Genomic DNA, 20,089 nt, shown 5'->3' with positions numbered 1-20,089 from the left:
CGGTCACGGCAGCATGCGAATCCAAGCCGCCTGGCTTGCGTTCGAGCCAACGCCACGTTGGCCGCTTTCAGGTCAATGCCCTGCCAGGCAGCCTGTCGATTCGGTACTGCTTACGCGGTTTTCGTATATGCATGCGCCGAATCGTGCGTTATCGCGCAGGGACGCGACGCCTATCATGGGTCGTCCCGTGATTGACCCGGAGTCCCTGTCGTGCCTTCTTTGTTTTCTCCGATCTCCGCCGCTTTCCGTGCACCCGACCGTGCACCAGACCGCGCATCCCAGCGTGCACCCGATCGCGCACCCCATCGTGCAGCCGATCGCTCATCCCACAGCGCACCCATCACTTTGCGCGGACAGTTCTGACATGAGCGCCAACGCCGCACTCATAGGCCGGCCGACCCACGCGCCTGCGCACCCGCAGGGTGTGCTCGCCCACCCGCCAGTCAATGTGCAGACCAGCCTGCAGGCGACCTCGTCATCCGGTCTGCTGGCGCAGGGATCCCCGGCTGCCGCACTGGCCCCCGCCGCACTGGTCCCCGTGGCCCCAGCGCTGTCACCTACGGCAACGGCATCCCACGCATCGTCGGCGCCCGAACGATCACCCTCCCGCTCTGCACCTACCCTGTGGGCGATCGCCATGCCGGCCGCCTTTCTTGTGCTTCTGGCCATCGGCTGGGAAGGCATGGCGCGCGCGTTGCACAACCCGCTGATCCCGGGCGTCGAAGAAGTCGGGCAAGCCCTGGGCGTGATACTGAGCGACGGCAGTTTCGTGTCGCAGATGGTGGTCACCCTGCAACGGGTGGCGCTGGGCTTTGTGCTGGCGTTTGCGGTGGCCTTGATCGCCGGCATCGGCATGGGGCGCAGCCGCAAGCTGCAGCAGTTCCTGGAGCCGGCCATTCTGATCGGCCTGACCGTGCCCGGTCTGGTGTGGGCGCTGTTGTGCATCATCTGGTTCGGCATGTCGCTGATCAGTTCGACGCTGGCCGTTGCATTGGGCATTGCCCCCGCGCTGACGTTGAGCGTGGCCCAGGGCATCCGGTCGGTCAATGCGGATCTGGTCGAGATGGCCAGTGTGTTTCAGCTGTCGCGGCTGGCGCGCTTGCGATTGCTATGGTTTCCGACCCTGGTGCCCTTTCTGCTGAGTGGCACACGGCTGGGGCTGTCGCTGGCGTGGAAGGTGATCGTGCTGGTCGAAGTGTTCGGGCTGTCGAGCGGCGTGGGCTACCAGTTGAATAGCGAGTTCAGTTCGCAAAACGTGGCGGCCGTGCTGGCCTGGACACTGGCGTTCGCCGCGGTGATGGCGGTGCTGGAGTACGGCGTGATCGGATCCCTGGAACGCCGCGCCAGCCGCTGGAAGCGCGTCGCCACGGTGTGAGCGTCGTGTCGCCATGGCATGACGCGCGCTCCTGGCACGATGCGCGCCCGTGCCACCAACAGCACGATCGCGTACCACCCGCATTTTTTCATTCACGAGAGCTTGATGACCGCAACCCAATCCCCTGACGCCCTGGTCTTGCGTGACGTCAGCAAGACCTACCCCTCTGCGCACGGAAGCACGCTGGCGCTTGACCGGGTGTCCTTGTCCGTCGCGCCTGGCGAATTCGTCAGCATCATCGGCCATAGCGGCTGCGGCAAGTCGACGCTGCTGCGGCTGGTGGCCGGGCTCGACAAGGCGTTCACGGGCGCCATTACATTCGACGGGCAGGCCATCATCGGCCCGAGCCTGGAACGCGGCATCGTGTTCCAGGAACACCGCTTGTTCCCGTGGCTGTCGGTCCGGCAGAACGTCGGGCTGGCAATTCAGGAAGCGCCTCTCAGCAAGGTCGAGAAGGCCGAGCGTATCCAGTCGCGGATCGACCTGGTGGGTCTGCAAGGCTTTGAAGACGCGTTCCCGTTCCAGCTGTCGGGCGGCATGGCGCAGCGGGTGGCAATCGCGCGCGCCCTGACCGCACGCCCCAAGCTGCTGTTGCTGGACGAACCGTTTGGGGCGCTGGATGCCTTCAATCGGCTGAACATGCAGACCGAGTTGCGGCGGGTCTGGCAAGAGCAGCAAGTGCCGATGGTGCTGGTGACGCACGATGTGGAAGAGGCGATCTTTCTGTCGGACCGGGTGGTGGTGATGTCGCCGCGCCCCGGGCGCATTCAGCGCATCGTGCCTGTGCCGCGCGGATTGTCGCGGGATCGGACCATCCCGGAATTCGTCGCGATCAAACGGCTGCTGCTGGACGAGCTGGGCGAATCGCTGGCCGGGGCCGGGCACTCGCAGGCGGCGTAGGCTGCGTCGGCAGGTCTTCAGGTCTTCAGGTCTTCAGGTCGTCGAGTCGTGAGGTCGTCAAGTGGGTGGCGACCGATTTCAGGCTGACCAAGCGTGACGGAACCCGGGCCATTTGGAAGCACCTGCGTCCGATGCGCCAAGCGACATACCTGCGGACATCTCTCAACGACTGGGCACTCCACACAGTGCGCTTGTGACGGAACCCGGGCCATTTGGAAGCCCGTGCGCCCGATGCGCCAAGCGACACACCTGCGGACATCTCTCAACGACTGGGCACTCCACACAGTGCGCTTCGATTCGATGTCTGATGTCCGGCTAAGCCGCCGCAGGCACGGCCTACGCGCTGACCCGATCACCCAGTCCAGCTTCATCCCGCGTCGCCTGCGCGGCCAGCGCAAAGAAGGTGCGATGCGCCATCAGGCTGCTGGCTGCATCGCGACATAGTTCCGCGTCGTGTATCCAGTCCGCGTCACGCCGCACTTTGCCGTCGCGCAGCACGTCGGCGCCAGGCACGCACGGCATACCGCGCCGCGCGCCCGCATCAGGCACGCCGGCAACATTGCGCACCGACGCACCGCTAGCTAACGTCGCTGCCGCCAGGATCTGACGCGCGGCCTCCTGCAAGGCCGCTGCAGCGTTGTTCGGGTGATGGGACACGCGGGCCAGGGCGTGGATGGCGCCTCGCACCGACGTACGCACATCAAAAGGCGTGTCGTCGGCCCGCAACAGGGACTGCAGGCGCAGCACGGCATGGCCGACCTGCAGGGCCGCCATGCCGTCGCCGACCACCTGGCTCGATTGCGCATCGTTGGTGCGTGCAACCAGCCGCAGGATGCGATGGTGCATGCGCGCGCGCCATTTCCATTCGGGCAGACGGGTGCGCGATCGGGCCATGCCTTCGATGTCACCAACGATGTGGCGCACCAGCACGCGCAGGCGCTGCGCCGGATCCACTGGCACGATGTAGCGGAAGGCGAGCCACGCCGCGGTCAGGCCGAGTGTCATGGCCTGCGCGCCGCCGACGGTGTCGTCCAGCGTAGTGTGCATAGGCCACGACGGATGCAGGACCAGCAAGAAGCCCATGCAGTAGTCGAGCGCGTACGGCACGGTGGTGCGATGCGCCAGCGCGAGCGCGCCGATGGCCAGCACCGCGCCCACGGCCGCGAGCAGGGCAACCTCGCTATGGACATAAGGCAGCACAAGCCAGGTAAACAGCACCGCCATGCTGACCCCCGCAATCGATCCCAGGGCCACGTTGCGCATCAGCGCGCTGGGCGTTTCCATGGTCGAGAACAGTGGCAGAAATACGGCGGTGCCGAGCACCATGTAGGGGCCGTAGTGCCAGCCCGTGGCGACCCACGCACCGCCGACAAGCAGGATGGCCAGCACGGTCCGGAACGCCGCCTGGCGTGCGCCGACCCAATCGCGATGGGGGTGCAACGTAAAACTGTCGTCGTTGCGCGGCGCAAGCCGCGAAGCCTCCGGCTGCGGTGCGTTCTGCGCTCGGGCGTCCTGCGGTACAGCGTTCTTCAGTGACGCCGTTTGCAGTGACGCACTGTGCAGTGATCCGTCCGGCACCGACACGTATTGCCCTGCCCCGTCTCGCAACGCTACCTCCCGCCAAGCCACATCCTGCAGCATCGCATCCAGCGCCGTCACCAGGTCCGCCAATGCCACGGCCAGCCGACTATTGGCCGGCGCGGTCGCCACCAGGCGGCGCAGCGGGGCGATGGCATCCGCAGCCGGTTGCCCGGCGTCCAACGCCGCCTGCACGGCACGCAGTCCGCGATCCAGATCGTCGCGCCAGGTGCGCAGCGCGGCGTCGCCTTCCAGGCGTTCCAGGTGGCCGACCACGGCCCGGGTCGCGGTAGCCAATGCCAACAGCGCCGAGAAGACACGGCGCACCTGCACCATGCGGCGGCGCTTGCGCAGCGAACCGAAAGCAGCTTCGTCCAGGCCGAATTCCATGTCGGCCATCTGGCGCACGCGCGCCTGTTCTTCGGCAATCAGTGCAGGCGTAGGGCCGTCGGCAATGATGCGTGCCGCCCAGCCTAGGGTCGCGCTGACCATGGCCGGCACGCTGTCGAGGCGGGCCAGCGTGCCCGACTTCGGCGTCAACAGGCCATTGGCAAGCACGGCCACCAGCGCGCCCAGCAGCACGCCTTCGACCCGGTCGAACGCCAGATGCGCGACGCTGCCGTGGTGGCTGAGCGAGAGCAAGGCGACGATGCCTGCGGTGTAGCCGGACAGCATGAAACCATAGGCCTGCAGGGGCCGCGCCAGATTGCCGACCCAGCAGCACAGGCCCAGCCACGCCGCCAGCGACAGCACCAGCAACAGCGGCGACCCGCCGGTCACCACGATCATCCCTGCCCCCACGAATGCGCCAACGACCGTGCCGGCCACGCGGTAGAAGCTGCGGGCCTTGAGCAGGCCGCGCGTGGGCTGGCTGACCAGGAACACGGTCATGGCGGCCCAGCCGGGGCTGTCGATGCCAAGCGCGTTGGCCAGCACCAGCGCCACCAGCGCGGCCAAGGCCGTACGCAAGGTGGCGCGGACGCGCTGGCGGTCGAAGCCGTCGATCAGCGCCTTCCTGGCACTTTCAAACACTGGCGTCATCAAGCCGCTCCCTTGTTGCGCTCGGGTTCCAGGTCCATCTCGAGCCGATCGAAGACCGCGCTGAATCGCGCGATGTCGCTGTCGTCGATATCGCGCAGCAGGTCCTGTTCGAATTCCTGGATGCGCACGTGGACGCGCCGGGCCAGCGCATGGCCGGCGTCGGTCAGGTGCAGCAGTTTGGCGCGGCGGTCGGCGGGGTCATCGGTGCGTTCGGCCAGGCCGTCGGCACACAGGATATCCAGCAGGCGCACCACGCTCGACCCGTCCAGGCCCAGGCGGGCCGCCAGGTCTTTCTGCCGGATCGGGTGATCGACCAGATGCAGATGGATCAGCGGGCGCCACGTGGCGTCGGTCAGGTTGAGCGACGCCAGTTCATGGTCGATCGCCCGCCGCCAGTGGCGCGCAAGCGCCGACATGCGCCGGCCGAACTGTTCGCGCTGGGAACCGACGTCGGGTATGGCGGCAGATGTGGGGGCGCCAGATGCGGGGGCAGCAGATGCGTTGGCAGCGGTTGCCGCGACAACGGTTGCCGCGTCAACGGATGCGGCCTTAACAGAGGCCGCGTCGGCAGAAGCAGCATCCGCCGTGACCGCACCACGCGACGCCATCGGGCTTTTCGAAGCTTTGGAAAGTGCAGAGTTCATGATTTAGATGATATACCATCTATTTGTATATCACCAATATTCTGCCGCACCAGCGTTGTGCCCACGCACCGCCCCGGCCGCGTCCGCCGAATCATCATGGTGCGATCCGCCGCCGTCGAATCACCCAAGCCATTGATTCAAAAGGACTTCCCTCATTGGCACAGTCTTTGCATCGATGACTTCGCGAGTCAACGAAGATTCGTCCCAATTTATCGAGCGCCCGGCCAACGGGTGCTGCGGACAACGGCGTCCCCTGAAGTGGTCTATGACCTCCTCACGGGACGCCGTTTGTTTTTCACGGATCCGATATGACACGTTCGACACCGCTTGCCCAATCCACGCCGGACCATCCGGCAGCACTGCCCCAGGAGCGCGACACCATGAAACTGATCGTCATCGGCCACGGCATGGTGGGCCACAAGCTGCTCGAGTCGCTGGCCGACGCAGGCGACGATCGCCTTGACGTCACCGTGCTGTGCGAAGAGCCCCGGGCCGCCTACGACCGCGTGCATCTGTCCGAATTCTTTTCCGGGCGCACCGCGGAGGACCTGTCCCTGGTCAAGGCCGGCTTCTTTGATCGCGGCAACATGCTGCTGCGCCTGAACGCGCGCGCCACCGCCATCGACGCCGCGCACAAGACCGTGACGGTGTCGACCGGCGAGACGCTGCATTACGACAAGCTGGTGATGGCGACCGGGTCGGTGCCTTTCGTGCCGCCGGTGCCGGGCCATGACCGCAAGGACTGTTTTGTCTACCGCACGATCGAGGACCTGGAAGCGATGCAGGAATGCGGCGCGCGGTCGCGTACGGGCGTGGTGATCGGCGGCGGGCTGCTGGGACTGGAGTGCGCGAAGGCCTTGTGCGACCTGGGCTTGCAGACGCATGTGGTCGAATTCGCGCCACGCCTGATGGCCGTGCAGATCGATGAAGCCGGCGGCCGCGTGCTGCGCAGCAAGATCGAAGCATTGGGCGTGACCGTGCACACACAAAAGAACACGTTGCGGATCGTGGATGGCGAAAGCGGCACGCATCGTCTGGAGTTTGCGGACGGCACGCATCTGGACACCGACATGATCGTGTTCTCGGCCGGCATCCGCCCGCGGGATGACCTGGCGCGCCACAGTGGCCTGACGGTCGGTGCGCGCGGCGGCATCGTGATCGACAACGCCTGCGTCACGTCGGATCCCGACATCTTTGCGATTGGCGAATGCGCCTTGTGGGAAGGCAAGATCTTTGGCCTGGTGGCGCCAGGCTACGACATGGCCCGCACCGTGGCCGCGCAACTGCGAGGCCAGACGGCCGCCTTTACCGGCGCCGACATGAGCACCAAATTGAAGCTGATGGGCGTGGATGTCGCCAGCCTGGGCGACCCGCACGCCACGTCACCGGGCTGCCGTTCCTATCAGTACACGGACGAACGCAAGCAGGTCTACAAGAAGCTGGTGGTGTCGGACTGTGGCAAGTATCTGCTGGGCGGCGTGATGATCGGCGACGCAACCGAGTACGGCACGCTGCTGCAGATGATGTTGAACCGCATCGAACTGCCGGCGTCCCCGGAATTTCTGATCCTGCCGCAAAGCGATGGCGCGGCGCGTCCGGGCCTGGGGGTCGACGCCCTGCCCGATACCGCGCAGATCTGTTCCTGCAATGACGTCTCCAAAGGCCAGCTGTGCCAGGCCGTGGCCGACGGCGCGGTGACCATCGGCGCGCTCAAGTCCTGCACGCAGGCGGGCACGACCTGCGGCGGTTGCGTGCCGCTCGTCACCCAGGTGATGAAGGCGGAAATGAAAAAGCAGGGCATGGCCGTCAACAACCATCTCTGCGAACACTTTCCGTATTCGCGCCAGGAACTGTTCCACCTGGTGCGCGTGGGCGAGATCCACACCTTTGCCGACCTGCTCGACAAGCACGGCAAGGGCCTGGGCTGCGACATCTGCAAACCTACCGCCAGCAGCATCCTGGCCTCGTGCTGGAACGACTTCGTGCTGAAGAAGGAACACGCATCGCTGCAGGACAGCAACGACTACTTCCTGGGGAACATCCAGAAAGACGGCACGTATTCCGTCGTGCCCCGCATGACGGGTGGCGAGGTCACGCCCGATGGCCTGATCGCCGTGGGCCAGGTCGCCAAGAAATACGGCCTGTACACCAAGATCACCGGCGGTCAGCGCGTGGACCTGTTTGGCGCGCGCGTCGAACAGCTGCCGCTGATCTGGGAAGAGCTGATCGCTGCCGGCTTCGAAACCGGTCACGCGTACGGCAAGTCGCTGCGCACCGTGAAGTCGTGCGTGGGATCGACGTGGTGCCGGTATGGCGTGGACGACAGCGTCGGCATGGCGATCCAGCTCGAAAATCGCTACAAGGGCCTGCGGTCACCCCACAAGATCAAGTTTGGCGTGTCGGGCTGCACCCGCGAATGCGCCGAAGCGCAGAGCAAGGACGTGGGCATCATCGCGACCGAAAAGGGCTGGAACCTGTACGTGTGCGGCAACGGCGGCATGAAGCCGCGCCACGCCGAATTGCTGGCCATTGACCTGGACCGCGACACCCTGATCCGCATGATCGACCGCTTCCTGATGTTCTACGTGCGCACGGCCGACCGGCTGCAACGCACCAGCACCTGGCGCGACAACCTGGAAGGCGGCCTGGACTACCTGAAACGGGTCGTGCTGGACGATTCGCTGGGCATTGCCAACGAACTGGAAGCCGACATGCAGCGCGTGGTCGACGCCTACGAATGCGAATGGAAGCGTGCCGTGACCGACCCGGAAACCCGCCGCCGCTTCCGCCATTTCGTGAACAGCGACCAGGCCGATTCGACCGTCATGTTCGTGGAAGAGCGCGGCCAGATCCGCCCTGCCACGCCGTCTGAACGGCCCCCTGTCCGCCTGATCGATATCCCCGTGGTGACCGAAGCCGTCAAGGAGCTTGTCTGATGTCCGCCCAACTCGACACCCTGCCCCTGCACTGGACGCCTGTCTGCGCCCTGACCGACATCGTGCCCGACACGGGCGTATGCGCCCTGGTCGCGGGCCGGCAAGTCGCCATCTTCCGGGTGGCCAGGCTAAACGACAAAGTCTTTGCAATCGACAACTATGATCCGAATTCGAAGGCCGCCGTGCTGTCGCGCGGGCTGGTCGGCAACCTGGGCGACCGCATCGTCGTGGCGTCGCCGATCTACAAGCAGCACTTCGACCTGAACACGGGCGAATGCCTGGAAGCGCCGGAGCATTCGGTGTCGGCCTGGCCGGTCGACGTGCGCGACGGACAGGTCTGGATCGGCGCATGATTGCGGCCGCCCCGACGCGTCGTCCGTCGCTGGTCGTGATCGGCAACGGCATGGCCGGCATCCGCACGATCGAAGAGCTGTTCAAGCTCGCGCCCGACCGCTACGACATCACGGTGTTCGGCGCGGAACCGCACGGCAATTACAACCGCATCCTGCTGTCACCGCTGCTGTCGGGCGAAAAGCAGCTGGATGACATCATGCTCAATCCGCGCGAATGGTATGCGCGGCATCACATCACGCTGCATGCAGGCGATCCGGTCGTGTCGATCGATCGCGCGCGGCGGCAGGTGCGGTCGGCGGCGGGCGTTGACGTGCATTACGACCGGTTGTTGATCGCAACCGGTTCCAAGCCGGTGATCCTGCCGGTGCCCGGTCACAACCTGGAAGGCGTGATTGCGTTTCGCGACATCCAGGATGTGGACACGATGCTGGCCGCGGCGCGCGATCACCGCCATGCGGTCGTAATTGGCGGCGGCCTGCTCGGCCTGGAAGCCGCCAATGGCCTGATGCGCCAGGGCATGTCGGTCACGGTGGTGCATGTGGCCGATGCCTTGATGAACCGGCAACTGGATGCGCCCGCGGCCGCGTTGCTGAAGGGCGCGCTGGAGCGCCGCGGGCTGCGTTTTCTGCTGGCCGCCCATACCGAAGCCATCCTTGGCACCACGCGCGTGGAAGGCGTGCGCTTCAAGGATGGCAGCACGGTGCCGGCCGACCTGGTGGTGATGACTGCCGGCGTGCGCCCGAATATGGAACTGGCTGCGAACGCCGGCCTCTTCTGCGAACGCGCCATCGTGGTCGACGACACGCTGCAGACCTTCGATCCGCGTGTGTATGCCGTGGGCGAATGCGTGCAGCATCGTTCGGCCACCTTTGGCCTGGTTGCGCCGATCTGGGAACAGGCGCGTGTGTGCGCGGCCCACCTGGCGGGCGCCGGACACCGGCGCTATGTGCAGCAGGCAACGGCCACGAAGCTGAAGGTGACCGGGGTCGATCTGTATTCGGCCGGCGACATTATCGGCGCGGCGGGCACCACGGATCTGGTGCTGCGCGATGCGCGGCGCGGCGTCTACAAACGGCTGGTCCTGGACGGCAACGTGCTGGTCGGAGCTGTGCTGTATGGCGACGTGGCCGATGGCCCGTGGTACTTCGACCTCATCCAGCAGCGCACCGACGTGGCGTCCCTGCGCGACCGTCTGCTGTTCGGCAAGGCCTTTTGCGAGGCGCTTGCCGCCTGATCGACTGGAATCCATCGTGAACGTCGTTCCCATCTTTCCCGTGTCTGCCATGTCTGCAACCGGTCGTTCTGCGTCCGCGCCTTCTGCAACCGCGGCGTCTGCCTCCTCGCTGGCACCATCGTTGTTGTCTTCCGATCCGGCGCGTGCGTCGTCGTCCACCCCCCCCGCCGTCACGTCCACCACCTGCCCCTACTGCGGCGTGGGCTGCGGCGTGCAGGCCAGCGTGGCATCGGATGGCAAGGTGACCGTGGCGGGCGACCCGGCGCACCCGTCCAACTTCGGCCGCCTGTGCGTGAAGGGTTCCGCATTGGGGGAAACGGTGGGCCTGGAAGGCAGGCTGCTGCATCCGCTGCAGCGGACCGAAGATGGCCTGCAACGCGTGTCGTGGGACACCGCGCTGGATACGGCGGCCAGCGGCCTGCGCCGCATCATCGACACGCATGGGCCCGATGCCGTGGCCCTGTACGTCTCGGGCCAGTTGCTGACCGAAGACTATTACGTCGCCAACAAATTGATGAAGGGCTATGTCGGGTCGGCCAATATCGATACCAACTCGCGCCTGTGCATGTCGTCGGCGGTGGCGGGGCACAAACGTGCGTTTGGCGAAGACCTGGTGCCGGTGTCCTATGCCGATCTGGAACGGGCCGACCTGATCGTGCTGGTTGGCTCGAACACGGCGTGGTGCCATCCCATCCTGTTCCAGCGGATCGCCAGGATGCGGGAGGCACGGCCATCCGCACGGCTGGTCGTGATCGACCCGCGCCGCACGGCCACGTGCGAGCTGGCCGACCTGCATCTGCCGATCAAGGCCGGCACCGACGTCTGGCTGTTCAACGGCCTGCTCAGTTACCTGACGCGATCCGATGCGGTCGATGCGGCGTTTGTCGGCGCGCACACCTCGGGCTGGGACGCGACCGTCGCCGCCGCCGACGTGGACTGTGCGGACCCGGCCGAGGTTGCCCGCGTGTGCGAGATCGATCTGGATGTGCTGCTGCAGTTCTACCGGATGTTTGCCGACACCGACCGGACGATCACCGCGTTTTCGCAAGGCGTGAACCAATCGTCCGCCGGGACCGACAAGGTCAATGCCATCATCAACTGCCACCTGGCGACGGGCCGCATCGGCCGGCCGGGCGCGGGACCGTTTTCCATTACCGGCCAGCCCAACGCCATGGGCGGGCGCGAAGTCGGCGGCCTGGCCAACATGCTGGCGGCCCACCTGGACCTGGACAAGGCCGACCACCGCGACCTGGTGCAGACCTTCTGGTCGTCGCCCGCCATCGCCAGCCGGCCGGGACTGAAGGCCGTCGATCTGTTCCATGCGATCGAAGCAGGCACGGTCAAGGCCGTGTGGATCATCGCGACCAATCCGGTGGTCAGCCTGCCCGATGCCGATCAGGTCAAGCGTGCGCTGGCCGCATGCGAACTGGTGATCGTGTCGGACATCATGGCCCAGACCGATACCAGCGCCTTCGCCGACGTGTTGCTGCCCGCGCTGGGCTGGGGTGAAAAGGACGGCACCGTCACCAGTTCCGAACGCCGCATCTCGCGCCAGCGGGCGTTCCTGCCCGCCCCCGGCGAAGCCCGTGCCGACTGGCAGGTGCTGTGCGACGTGGCCACGCGGATGGGCTACGACGGTTTCGACTTTGCCGGACCGCATGCCATCTTTGATGAGCACGTCCGGCTGACGGGTTACCGGAATGAAGGCGACGATCCGCAGCGCGTGCGGCGCGTGCTGGATGTGAGCGGCCTGAGGGGCATGGATGCCGCGCAGTTTGACGGGCTGGCGCCGGTGCAATGGCCGGTGACCGCGGCATGGGTGGCAGCGTCGAGCCGGAAGCCAGAAGGCGTGTCAGATGCGGTGTCGGGTGCGGTGTTGGATGCGGCGGTGGCTGCGGCTTCGGCCGACGCGCCGCGCATCTTGGCTGACCACGTCTTCTCCTTTCCCGATGGCCGAGCGCGCTTCGTGCCCACGCCGCCGCGCGCGCCGCGGCACGCCGTCGACGACGACTTCCCGCTGAGCTTGAACACCGGCCGCGTACGCGACCAGTGGCACACCATGACACGCACCGGCAAGTCGGCCACCCTGGCCAGCCACATTGCCGAAGCCTTCATCGACATCCATCCGCAAGACGCCTTGCGCTACGGCGTGCGCGAAGGCGGCCTGGCGCGCATCGAAAGCCGTTGGGGCGCCATGGTGGCGCGCGTACAGCATGGCGGCGGCATGACGCGCGGCAGCGTCTTCGTGCCCATCCACTGGAACGACCAGTTCGCGTCCGACGCGCGCGTCGGCGCCGTCGTCAATCCCGTGGTCGACCCCGTGTCGGGCGAGCCGGAATTCAAGCACACGCCCGTCCGCATCGAAGATTTTCCGGTGGCCTGGTACGGCTTCGTGCTGAGCCGCCAGGCCGTCGCCCCCGACAGCGCCGCGCACTGGACGCGCATCCAGGGCAAGCAATTCACCCGGCTGGAACTGGCCGGCCGCACGGCGCTGGACGACCCCCGCGCCTGGGCGCGCGCCCTGTTTGGCGCGACCGATCCCGACGCGGACTGGCTGGACTATCGGGACCAGGCAGGCGGCGTCTACCGCGCGGCCTATGTGGTCGACGACAGAATCGAAGCCTGCGTGTTCCTGTCGCCTCGCCCGTCGCTGCCGTCGCGCGCATGGCTCGCCACCTTGTTCGACCAGGACGTGCTGGCCGACATCGACCGCATCGGTCTGCTCGCAGGCCAGCCCATGATCGCCGGCGCGGATGTCGGGCCCATCGTCTGCTCGTGTTTTGGCGTGGGACGCACCACGCTGCGCAACGCAATCGTGGAAGGCGGGCTCACCACTCCCGCGCAAGTCACGGCGTGCGTGAAGGCCGGCGGCAACTGCGGGTCGTGCGTGCCGGAGATCAAGAAGCTGATCCACGAAACGCGGATCGACGCGGCGGCTTGAAGGGGGGGTGGCTGCCGATATCCTAGGACATCGGCCCACCTGCGCCTGCCCATTCCGGCGGCTGGCCACGTAGGCTTTGGGTTTGCCCCCCGGAGCCCCCGATGCCGCCCGCCACCGACTACGACAGCCCTTGGAAAGACGCGCTGGCGGCCTACTTCCGCGACTTCATGACGCTGTTGTGGCCGTCGATCGCCACGCTGATCGACTGGAGCAAGCCGCACGTCTTTCTCGACAAGGAACTGCAGCGGCGCGTCCGCGATGGCGACGCCGGCCGCAGCTATGTCGACAAGCTGGTCGAGGTCACCACGTACCGCTACGGCATGCGCCGCGTCCTGATCCACATAGAAATCCAGGGCCGCGCCGACGCCCGCTTCCCGGCGCGCATGTATCGCTACAACGCGCTGCTGAAAGACACCCGCGGCGGCCCGGTCGTTGACAGCCTGGCAGTTCTGACAGGTCATGACGCCGGCCCGGAATGGATGCGCTACCGTGACGAAGGCCTCGCCTGCATCACCGAATTCACGTTCCCGGTGGTTGCGCTGGGCCACTGGCGTACGCGCCTGCCCGACCTTGTCGCCCTGGCCGCCACCAATCCCTTCGCGGTCATCGTGATGGCGCAATTGCAGGCGCTGCACGATCACGACGCGGAACATCGCCTTGACGGCAAGATCCGGCTGCTGCGCCTGCTGTACCGCAGCGGTTACGCGCGCGACGATATTCGCGCGCTGATCCGTTTGATCGACTGGATGATCACTTTGCCACCGGTTCTCGAGGATCGCTTCCAGCAGGCCGGGCTGGCCATCGAAGAGGAAATGAAAATGCCATTCGTCACGACGTTTGAACGGCTGGGCGAAGCCCGTGGCCTGGCCAAGGGCTTGGAGCAAGGCCGCGAACTCGGGCTCGAACTTGGCCGCGAGCTGGAGCGCGACGCCATCCGCCGCAATCAGGCGGCCATTCTGCATCGCCTGCTCACCCGCCGCTTTGGCGCTCTTCCGCCGGGGTTCAACGCCCGCCTGTCCACCGCGCCGCTCGACACCCTGAACCGGTGGTTGGACAACGCCATCGACGCACCGGCGCTGGACGCGGTGTTCACCGTAGCCTCTGCCGACGCCCTGCTCACCGTCGCGTCAGCTGACGCCGAGTTTACCGTCGCGCCTGCGGATGGGGTGCTCACCGTCCTTGCCGACACCCTATCCACCCCCCCTGCCGCGCCTCAATCCACGCAGGCGTAAACCGCCTCGATCAGCGCCGTGGCCCAGGGCCCGATATCCGACACCGGCGACATGCGGTTGGGCGAATAGGCAAAGCTCATGCGGCGGTCGGGGTCGGCGAACGCAATGGCGCCGCCCATGCCCGGGTGCCCGAAATTGCGCGCGCCCTGGCCGATCGCGAACGACGGTCCCGGCAACATGAAGCCCAGGCCCATGCTGAACGGGCGCTTGGTCATGAAGTCCTGGCCTTGCCAGGTGGCGGCGGTGGCTTCCCGCAGCACATCGGCGGACAGGACTTCATAACCGTCGATCGTGCCGCCCATCGCCAGCGCCGCGTAGATGCGCGCCATGCCCCGGGCGTTGCCATGGCCGGCATACCGCCGCCAGGCCACCGAGTTGTAGTCTTCGTCGCGCGGCAACGGACGCCATGCGCGATACAGCGGCGACGTCGTCACGCGTTTCATGCCTTCCAGGCTGGGGGTGCCGGGCGTTTCGATGTAGTGGGCGCACAGTGGCTGTTGGGCATCGTCCAGGCCCAGCCAGTATTCGGCGCCAAGCGGGGTCGCGATCTCATCCAGGTGGTAGTCGTGCGCGCTGCGGCCGCTGGCGTGCCGCACCAGTTCCGCGCACAGCGGCGGAAAGGTGAAGGAGTGATAACAGTGCTGCGTGCCGGGCGGCCATTCCGGCGTCTGCGCGGCCAGCGCGGCGGACAGCACGCCGGGGGTGTAGAGCGACCCCACCGGCGCCGCGTCGGCATACGGCAGGCCCGCCAGGTGACCGAGCAACAGCCGCACCGGCAATTCCGCTTTTCCGCCTTGCGCAAAGTCAGGCCAGTAGCGGGCCACCGGGGCATCCAGGTCGATGACGCCCTGGCCGACCAGCCGCAACACACTCAGCGCAAAAATGGATTTGCCGACCGACTTCATGTCGGTGATGGTGTGCGCTTCCCACGGCACGGTGCGCGCGGCGTCTTGATAGCCCGCCCACAGGTCGACGACCGGGTGTCCGTCCACGGTGACCGCCACCGCGCAGCCGACTTCGTCCCCGGCGGCCATGTTGCGGGCCAGGACGTCGCGGACCTTGCCGAAGCGCGCATCGCACTCGCCGGACAGCGGAATGGACGAAGGCGTTGCGGCAGGTCTGCCACCCGCGACTGGCGAGGTCACGGGTGCGGATCCCGCAGGCAATGGCTCGGACGATGAAGCGGGAACCGACATGACTCTTCCTTGAACAACGTTGGAACTGCATTCTTGCACCGTGTGCAGACGGCGACGCGGCGTCTCTACGGGTCGACGTTGCGGTGCCGTGCCGGCCACTCGCGACTTCGCCACCGACCTGCGGCATCAACCTGTGGCACCGACCTGCGGCATCAACATGCGGCATCAACCAGCGGCATCAACCTGCCGCACCGCCTTGCTACGACAACCTGCTACGACGACCAGGCGCCCGTTGCCCACGCGAGGCGCAGGCTCGACGCGCGGACCCCTCATTCCATCTTGATCTGCGCCGTGTCGATCACCGACGTCCACTTCGCGATTTCCGCATTCAGCAGCTTGCCGTAATCGGCAGGCGACATGACCAGCGGGTCGCCGTCGGTCTTGGTGAACGTTTCGCGCACTTCAGGCAGGGCCACCATTGCCGCCATTTCGCGATTTACCCGGTCGATGATGGCAGGTGGCGTGCCAGTGGGCGCCATGATGCCGATCACCACTTGCACGTCGTACCCAGGCACGCCTGCGTCGGCAATCGGGGGCACATCCGGCAGCGCGGGCGACCGGTGCGAGCCGGTCACGCCCAGCGCGCGCAACTTGCCGCTGCGCACAAAGGGAGCCGCCCCGCCGATGGTGTCGAACATGGCCTGGACACGGCCTTCCAGCAAGTCCACTCGCGCCGTGCTGCCCACTTTGTACGGCACGTGGACCATACGCGTCTTTGTCATGGATTTGAACAGCTCGCCCGCGACATGCAGCATGCCGCCGGTGCCGGTGGACGCGTAGCTGAGCTGATCGGGCTTGGCGCGCAGCAAGGTCACGAACTCTCCAAGCGTCTGGGCCGGAACCGAAGGATGCACGACCAGCACGCTTTGCGCGGAGGTCAGGGTGCCGACCGGGACCAGGTCGCGCATCAGCTGGTATTTCTGGCGGTTCGCGCCAAAGGCTTCGATCAGCGAATGGGAGCTGGTGATCATGACGAAGGTGTAGCCATCGGGCGCGGACCGGGCGGCCGCTTCCGTGCCGATACCGAAGTTGCCGCCCGGGCGGTTGTCGACGACAACCGGTTGCGCCAGCGCCGTCTGCAGGTGCATCGCCAGCAGGCGGGCGTAGACGTCGGCCGTGCCGCCTGCGGCGAATGGCGCAATGATGCGCACGTGGCGCGTCGGCCAGGACCCGGTTGAAGATCCGGCAGGACCTGCCCCGACCGCAGCCGAGCCCGCACCCGCCGAGCCCGCCCCGGCCGAGCCCGCAGCCGTCGCGCCCGCGGCCGTCCCTGCCGAACTACCTGCCGACCCCGACGCCGCCGGGGACTGCGCCTGCACGCCCCATGGGCTGAAGGCTACGGCGGCCAGCCAGACACAGGCGGTACGGATCAGGGCACGTCGATTCGAAATCATGAGGCGGACTCGCTAGGCTGGGAACAGCACAAAAAAACGGACACCCGTCAACGGGCGACAACACAAACACAAACACAAACCCAAAAACAGACACGGCATCGTGCCGCCACCCCGGCGGCAACCCTGCAATCGCCGCAGGACCGCAACGCACGATCCCCTTAGAACGTATGCCGCATGCCGACCATATACCCCGAGGTGTTTTCACCAGGTCGCGGCACGATACCCCGGTAGACGCCCTGCTGCGCCGCGCCCCCGTTGTTGATCAGATTGATTTCCGAATACAGGGTGGTGCGTTTGGACAGCGAATAGAACGCCGCCAGACCCACATAATTTGCCTGGTTCGCCGAATTCTTGAAGTCCTTGTGACCGTATTCGGCGGTCACCCGCAGCGCGCCTGTGACCACCTTGCTCACGCCCAGGATCGACAGGTTGAACTCCAACGGCGCGCCAAAGCCGCCATGGTTTTCGTTGAAGAACCCGGCATGGGCTTTCATGAAGCCGAAGTCATACACCCCCATGACGGTGCTGCGTTTGGCGCGGTAGTTGACGGCCGGCAAGGCCACGGTCGATACCGTTTCGTAGATGCCCGACAGCGACAGGTTGCCCAGGTCGTAGTTGATGGCGTACGCGGTGCCGGCCGCATTGTTGTTGCCCGAGACACCTGTGTCGCCAAAGCTGTGCTGCACGGCAAAGGTCGCGCCATACAGGTTTGGCGTGGTGTAGCGCACCGAGTCGTTCCAGTAGGGCTGGTAGCCGCCGATCGCCATGTTGAACGCGCCGGCAAAGTTGGACTGCGACGGCGATTTGAAGACGAGCGCCTGGTGGGTCGGGTTGAACAGGCGGCCGGCTTCGATGCGGCCTTGCGGGCCCGACAGGCCGACCTTGGATTCCGACCCGTACAGGCGGTTCGCGCTGACTTCGCCCGTGTCGGTAAAGAACAGGGTGCGCAGCAGGAAGAAGGCGTTGTAGCCCCGGCCCAGGTTTTCGGTGCCCTGGAACACCAGGCTGCTGGCCGCGATGCTGCCGGTGGCCAATTGCATTTGCGAGGTGCTGTCGGTCTTGACGTAGGCGATGCCGGCGTCAACCGCGCCGGATACCGACACGGCGGACTGCGCACCGGCGCTGCCGCAGGCAGAGGCAACCGCTGCGGTCAACATGACTTGCCGGACGCGCCGGTGACGACGTAAGAGCTTGCGACACGATAGGTTCACGATATTTCCTGTGGGTGGAAAAACGGGGGAACATGCCCCGGCAACCTCGGGCGCCGGACCGGACTGCGGGTCGTGACAGAGCGCCGCGGATCGCAACGCTGCCGGCCACGCCCCGTTCAGATATCGTTGTCGCGCAACCGCTCAGGGCCGCGTACGTCATCCGGCTCACGCACGCCGCGCACGTCATGCACCGCCTGGGGATCGCGCGCATCCCGCAGCGCGCGCGTCTCGCCCTCATCCACACGGCCATCTGCCAGCAAGGCCACGCGGTACACCGCCCTCGCCCGGGCCACGCTGATGCGCCGTTCGGCCACATCGCGCGCCACCGTCTGCGGATCGCGCTCACCAGGCCCGCCGTACCCGCCACCGCCGCACGACGCCACCAGCACGCGGTCACCCGGCGCCAGCGCCACCTGTCCCCAGGCTTCCAGCGCAAGCACCTGACCATCCGCGCGCCGCACGGCATGCTGCGCCGTCGCACCTGCATGGCCGCCGCGCACGCCCTTGGGCCCATGCACGACGCCATCGCAGCCGTAGGCCACATCCATGGACGCTTCGCCCACCGGTCCGAATTCCACGTAGATGCTGGACGCGCCCACCTGCCGGCCCGCGCCTTCGCTGTCGGGCACATAGCGGCGCTGATGCACCAGCAGCGGCTGCCGCAACTCGTCCAGTTCGATACTGTCGATGAACATCTTGCCGGCGTTGCCGACATGGCCGATCAGTTGCCAGGCGTCGGCCGAGGGGGCACCCGCGCCGCCCGACACGCCCAGGATCACCTGGTTGACGAACGGCCGGCCCGTGACCGGATGCACGCCCGACACCACCCCGCCCGATGCCGGGATCACGCCGCCGCATTCGGCCAGGCCAATGCCATCGGCCAGCCCGGCCATGGCGCTTTGCACGGCGTTGGCCACCCGGTCGGCAATGTTGGTGGTCGCGGCCGAGCACGACGTGGGATGCAGCGGACGCCCCGCAATGCAGTTGTCGCGCAGCACCACGTCCAGCCGCCGGAAGCTGCCCGCGTTCTTGGGCACACTGTGGTCGATGCTGTTGAACACACCCAGCATGGCCGCCGTGCGTGCGCAGGCTTCGGACAGGTTCAGTCCGTTGGGCATGCAATCAGGGTTGTGGCGCAGATCGATTTCGACCCGGCCGGCTGCGGCATCCACATGGATATCGACGCGGATTGGAATGCCGTCACCCGACATCCCCGGCAACGCATCGTGCACGCTCGTTTCCGACATGCGCCCCGACGGGATCGCGGCCAGCGCGGCCGCCATGCGGGCTTCGCTGTAGTCGAAATATTCGTCGGCATACGCCGCCAGAAAATCCCATCCCAACTCGCGGCCCAGCGCCTGCAATTCGCGTTCGCCAATCCGTGCCGCGCCGACCATGGCCAGGTAATCTCCCTGCCACTGATCGGGTACGCGGATCCGCATCCGGCACATGCGCAGCACGTCGTCGATGTCGCGATAGTCCTGCTGCACCTTGACCGCCGGAAAGATCAGCGCGCCCTCTTCATACACATCCCTGGCCATGCCCATATAGGTGGTGGGCTGCGAATTGCCGCAGTCGGCCTGGTGCGCCTTGGCGACCACCGTGTAGCGATGCCGACCGTCGTCATCGATCACCGGGACCAGGATGGTGTGGTCCGCGGCGTGCGAGCACCCGTGGTAGGGCGAGTTGTGCAGGAAGGCATCGCCCCGCTTCAAGTCCGGATGAAAGGTGCGCATGGCCTGGGCCATCAGGTCGGGACCCGACAGCACGTGGATGGGCAGGCTTTCGGCGGCGGCCAGCAGGTGGTCGTCGGCCGTCACGATGCAGCACGAAAAGTCGCGCGCGATGTTGATGACGCCGGACCGCGATGAACGCATCAGCGTGTTCGACATCTTGCGGGCGATGCCTTCGAAGCGGTTCGACAACAGCGCCAGCCGCAAGCCGTCCGCGGCCGGCGCGGGGCTGGCGGCGGAGTCAGCGGGGTTCACAACCAAGGTCGCGGCGGTCGTGGACCGGGCAGGAACAACAGACGTCATGATCATCTTCCTATGCG

The 20,089-nt window shown here is 66.4% G+C and carries 13 protein-coding genes; 7 read left to right on the top strand and 6 right to left on the bottom strand.

Annotation, left to right across the window (positions count from 1 at the left end; genetic code table 11):
- Positions 1-364 precede the first annotated feature (364 nt).
- Complete coding sequence (locus HD883_RS22160) at positions 365-1,375, top strand: ABC transporter permease (protein WP_257022594.1); 1,011 nt, start codon at positions 365-367, stop codon at positions 1,373-1,375.
- 105 nt (positions 1,376-1,480) lie between these two features.
- Entirely contained in the window at positions 1,481-2,275 is a 795-nt protein-coding gene (locus HD883_RS22155; RefSeq protein ID WP_179589147.1) for an ABC transporter ATP-binding protein, read from the top strand.
- Between the two features lie 336 nt (positions 2,276-2,611).
- Here HD883_RS22155 and HD883_RS22150 read toward each other — a convergent pair whose 3' ends face one another.
- Both HD883_RS22150 and HD883_RS22145 read right to left on the bottom strand, forming a co-directional pair.
- Complete coding sequence (locus HD883_RS22150) at positions 2,612-4,894, bottom strand: FUSC family protein (protein ID WP_179589146.1); 2,283 nt, start codon at positions 4,892-4,894, stop codon at positions 2,612-2,614.
- Complete coding sequence (locus tag HD883_RS22145) at positions 4,894-5,310, bottom strand: MarR family winged helix-turn-helix transcriptional regulator (RefSeq protein ID WP_179589145.1); 417 nt, start codon at positions 5,308-5,310, stop codon at positions 4,894-4,896. The genes HD883_RS22150 and HD883_RS22145 overlap by 1 nt, the downstream gene beginning before the upstream one ends.
- Positions 5,311-5,918: 608 nt before the next feature.
- Here HD883_RS22145 and nirB point away from each other — a divergent pair.
- The 5 genes from nirB (at position 5,919) to HD883_RS22120 (ending at position 14,235) form a co-directional block, all read left to right on the top strand.
- Complete coding sequence (gene nirB, locus HD883_RS22140) at positions 5,919-8,474, top strand: nitrite reductase large subunit NirB (protein WP_179589769.1); 2,556 nt, start codon at positions 5,919-5,921, stop codon at positions 8,472-8,474.
- Positions 8,474-8,827 carry a nitrite reductase small subunit NirD gene (nirD, locus tag HD883_RS22135; RefSeq protein WP_179589144.1) on the top strand — a complete coding sequence of 118 codons (354 nt, stop codon included), beginning with the start codon at positions 8,474-8,476 and terminating at the stop codon, positions 8,825-8,827. Before nirB ends, nirD begins: the two co-directional genes overlap by 1 nt.
- A complete protein-coding gene (locus HD883_RS22130) occupies positions 8,824-10,062 on the top strand; it encodes an NAD(P)/FAD-dependent oxidoreductase (RefSeq protein WP_179589143.1) in 1,239 nt (412 codons plus the stop codon). The genes nirD and HD883_RS22130 overlap by 4 nt, the downstream gene beginning before the upstream one ends.
- Positions 10,063-10,111: 49 nt before the next feature.
- Positions 10,112-13,003, top strand: a complete 2,892-nt coding sequence (locus HD883_RS22125; protein ID WP_179589767.1) for a molybdopterin-dependent oxidoreductase — start codon at positions 10,112-10,114, stop codon at positions 13,001-13,003.
- A 101-nt stretch (positions 13,004-13,104) separates the two neighbouring features.
- Entirely contained in the window at positions 13,105-14,235 is a 1,131-nt protein-coding gene (locus tag HD883_RS22120; RefSeq protein WP_179589142.1) for a hypothetical protein, read from the top strand.
- Here the strand turns inward: HD883_RS22120 and HD883_RS22115 are convergent.
- From HD883_RS22115 to HD883_RS22100, 4 genes are all read right to left on the bottom strand, one after another.
- Entirely contained in the window at positions 14,217-15,431 is a 1,215-nt protein-coding gene (locus tag HD883_RS22115) for a serine hydrolase domain-containing protein (RefSeq protein ID WP_179589141.1), read from the bottom strand. The genes HD883_RS22120 and HD883_RS22115 overlap by 19 nt on opposite strands.
- A 269-nt stretch (positions 15,432-15,700) precedes the next feature.
- On the bottom strand, positions 15,701-16,825 hold the full coding sequence (locus tag HD883_RS22110) for a Bug family tripartite tricarboxylate transporter substrate binding protein (protein ID WP_179589140.1): 1,125 nt from the start codon (positions 16,823-16,825) through the stop codon (positions 15,701-15,703).
- A 158-nt stretch (positions 16,826-16,983) separates the two neighbouring features.
- Positions 16,984-17,982, bottom strand: a complete 999-nt coding sequence (locus HD883_RS22105; protein ID WP_179589139.1) for a porin — start codon at positions 17,980-17,982, stop codon at positions 16,984-16,986.
- A 170-nt stretch (positions 17,983-18,152) separates the two neighbouring features.
- A complete protein-coding gene (locus HD883_RS22100) occupies positions 18,153-20,072 on the bottom strand; it encodes a hydantoinase B/oxoprolinase family protein (RefSeq protein WP_179589138.1) in 1,920 nt (639 codons plus the stop codon).
- Positions 20,073-20,089: the final 17 nt, after the last annotated feature.

It is taken from the genome of Pigmentiphaga litoralis (assembly GCF_013408655.1).
GTDB lineage: Bacteria > Pseudomonadota > Gammaproteobacteria > Burkholderiales > Burkholderiaceae_B > Pigmentiphaga > Pigmentiphaga litoralis_A.
Note: the sequence above shows the minus strand (reverse complement) of the source record. Positions and strands in the feature narration are given on the sequence as shown.

Bases quoted from the DNA above. Each gene is read 5' to 3' on its own strand.
- HD883_RS22160 (WP_257022594.1), top strand. From the start codon at position 365: ATGAGCGCCAACGCCGCACTCATAGGCCGGCCGACCCACGCGCCTGCG.
- HD883_RS22155 (WP_179589147.1), top strand. From the start codon at position 1,481: ATGACCGCAACCCAATCCCCTGACGCCCTGGTCTTGCGTGACGTCAGC.
- HD883_RS22150 (WP_179589146.1), bottom strand. From the start codon at position 4,894: ATGACGCCAGTGTTTGAAAGTGCCAGGAAGGCGCTGATCGACGGCTTC.
- HD883_RS22145 (WP_179589145.1), bottom strand. From the start codon at position 5,310: ATGTCGGCGCTTGCGCGCCACTGGCGGCGGGCGATCGACCATGAACTG.
- nirB (WP_179589769.1), top strand. From the start codon at position 5,919: ATGAAACTGATCGTCATCGGCCACGGCATGGTGGGCCACAAGCTGCTC.
- nirD (WP_179589144.1), top strand. From the start codon at position 8,474: ATGTCCGCCCAACTCGACACCCTGCCCCTGCACTGGACGCCTGTCTGC.
- HD883_RS22130 (WP_179589143.1), top strand. From the start codon at position 8,824: ATGATTGCGGCCGCCCCGACGCGTCGTCCGTCGCTGGTCGTGATCGGC.
- HD883_RS22125 (WP_179589767.1), top strand. From the start codon at position 10,112: ATGTCTGCAACCGGTCGTTCTGCGTCCGCGCCTTCTGCAACCGCGGCG.
- HD883_RS22120 (WP_179589142.1), top strand. From the start codon at position 13,105: ATGCCGCCCGCCACCGACTACGACAGCCCTTGGAAAGACGCGCTGGCG.
- HD883_RS22115 (WP_179589141.1), bottom strand. From the start codon at position 15,431: ATGTCGGTTCCCGCTTCATCGTCCGAGCCATTGCCTGCGGGATCCGCA.
- HD883_RS22110 (WP_179589140.1), bottom strand. From the start codon at position 16,825: ATGATTTCGAATCGACGTGCCCTGATCCGTACCGCCTGTGTCTGGCTG.
- HD883_RS22105 (WP_179589139.1), bottom strand. From the start codon at position 17,982: ATGTTGACCGCAGCGGTTGCCTCTGCCTGCGGCAGCGCCGGTGCGCAG.
- HD883_RS22100 (WP_179589138.1), bottom strand. From the start codon at position 20,072: ATGACGTCTGTTGTTCCTGCCCGGTCCACGACCGCCGCGACCTTGGTT.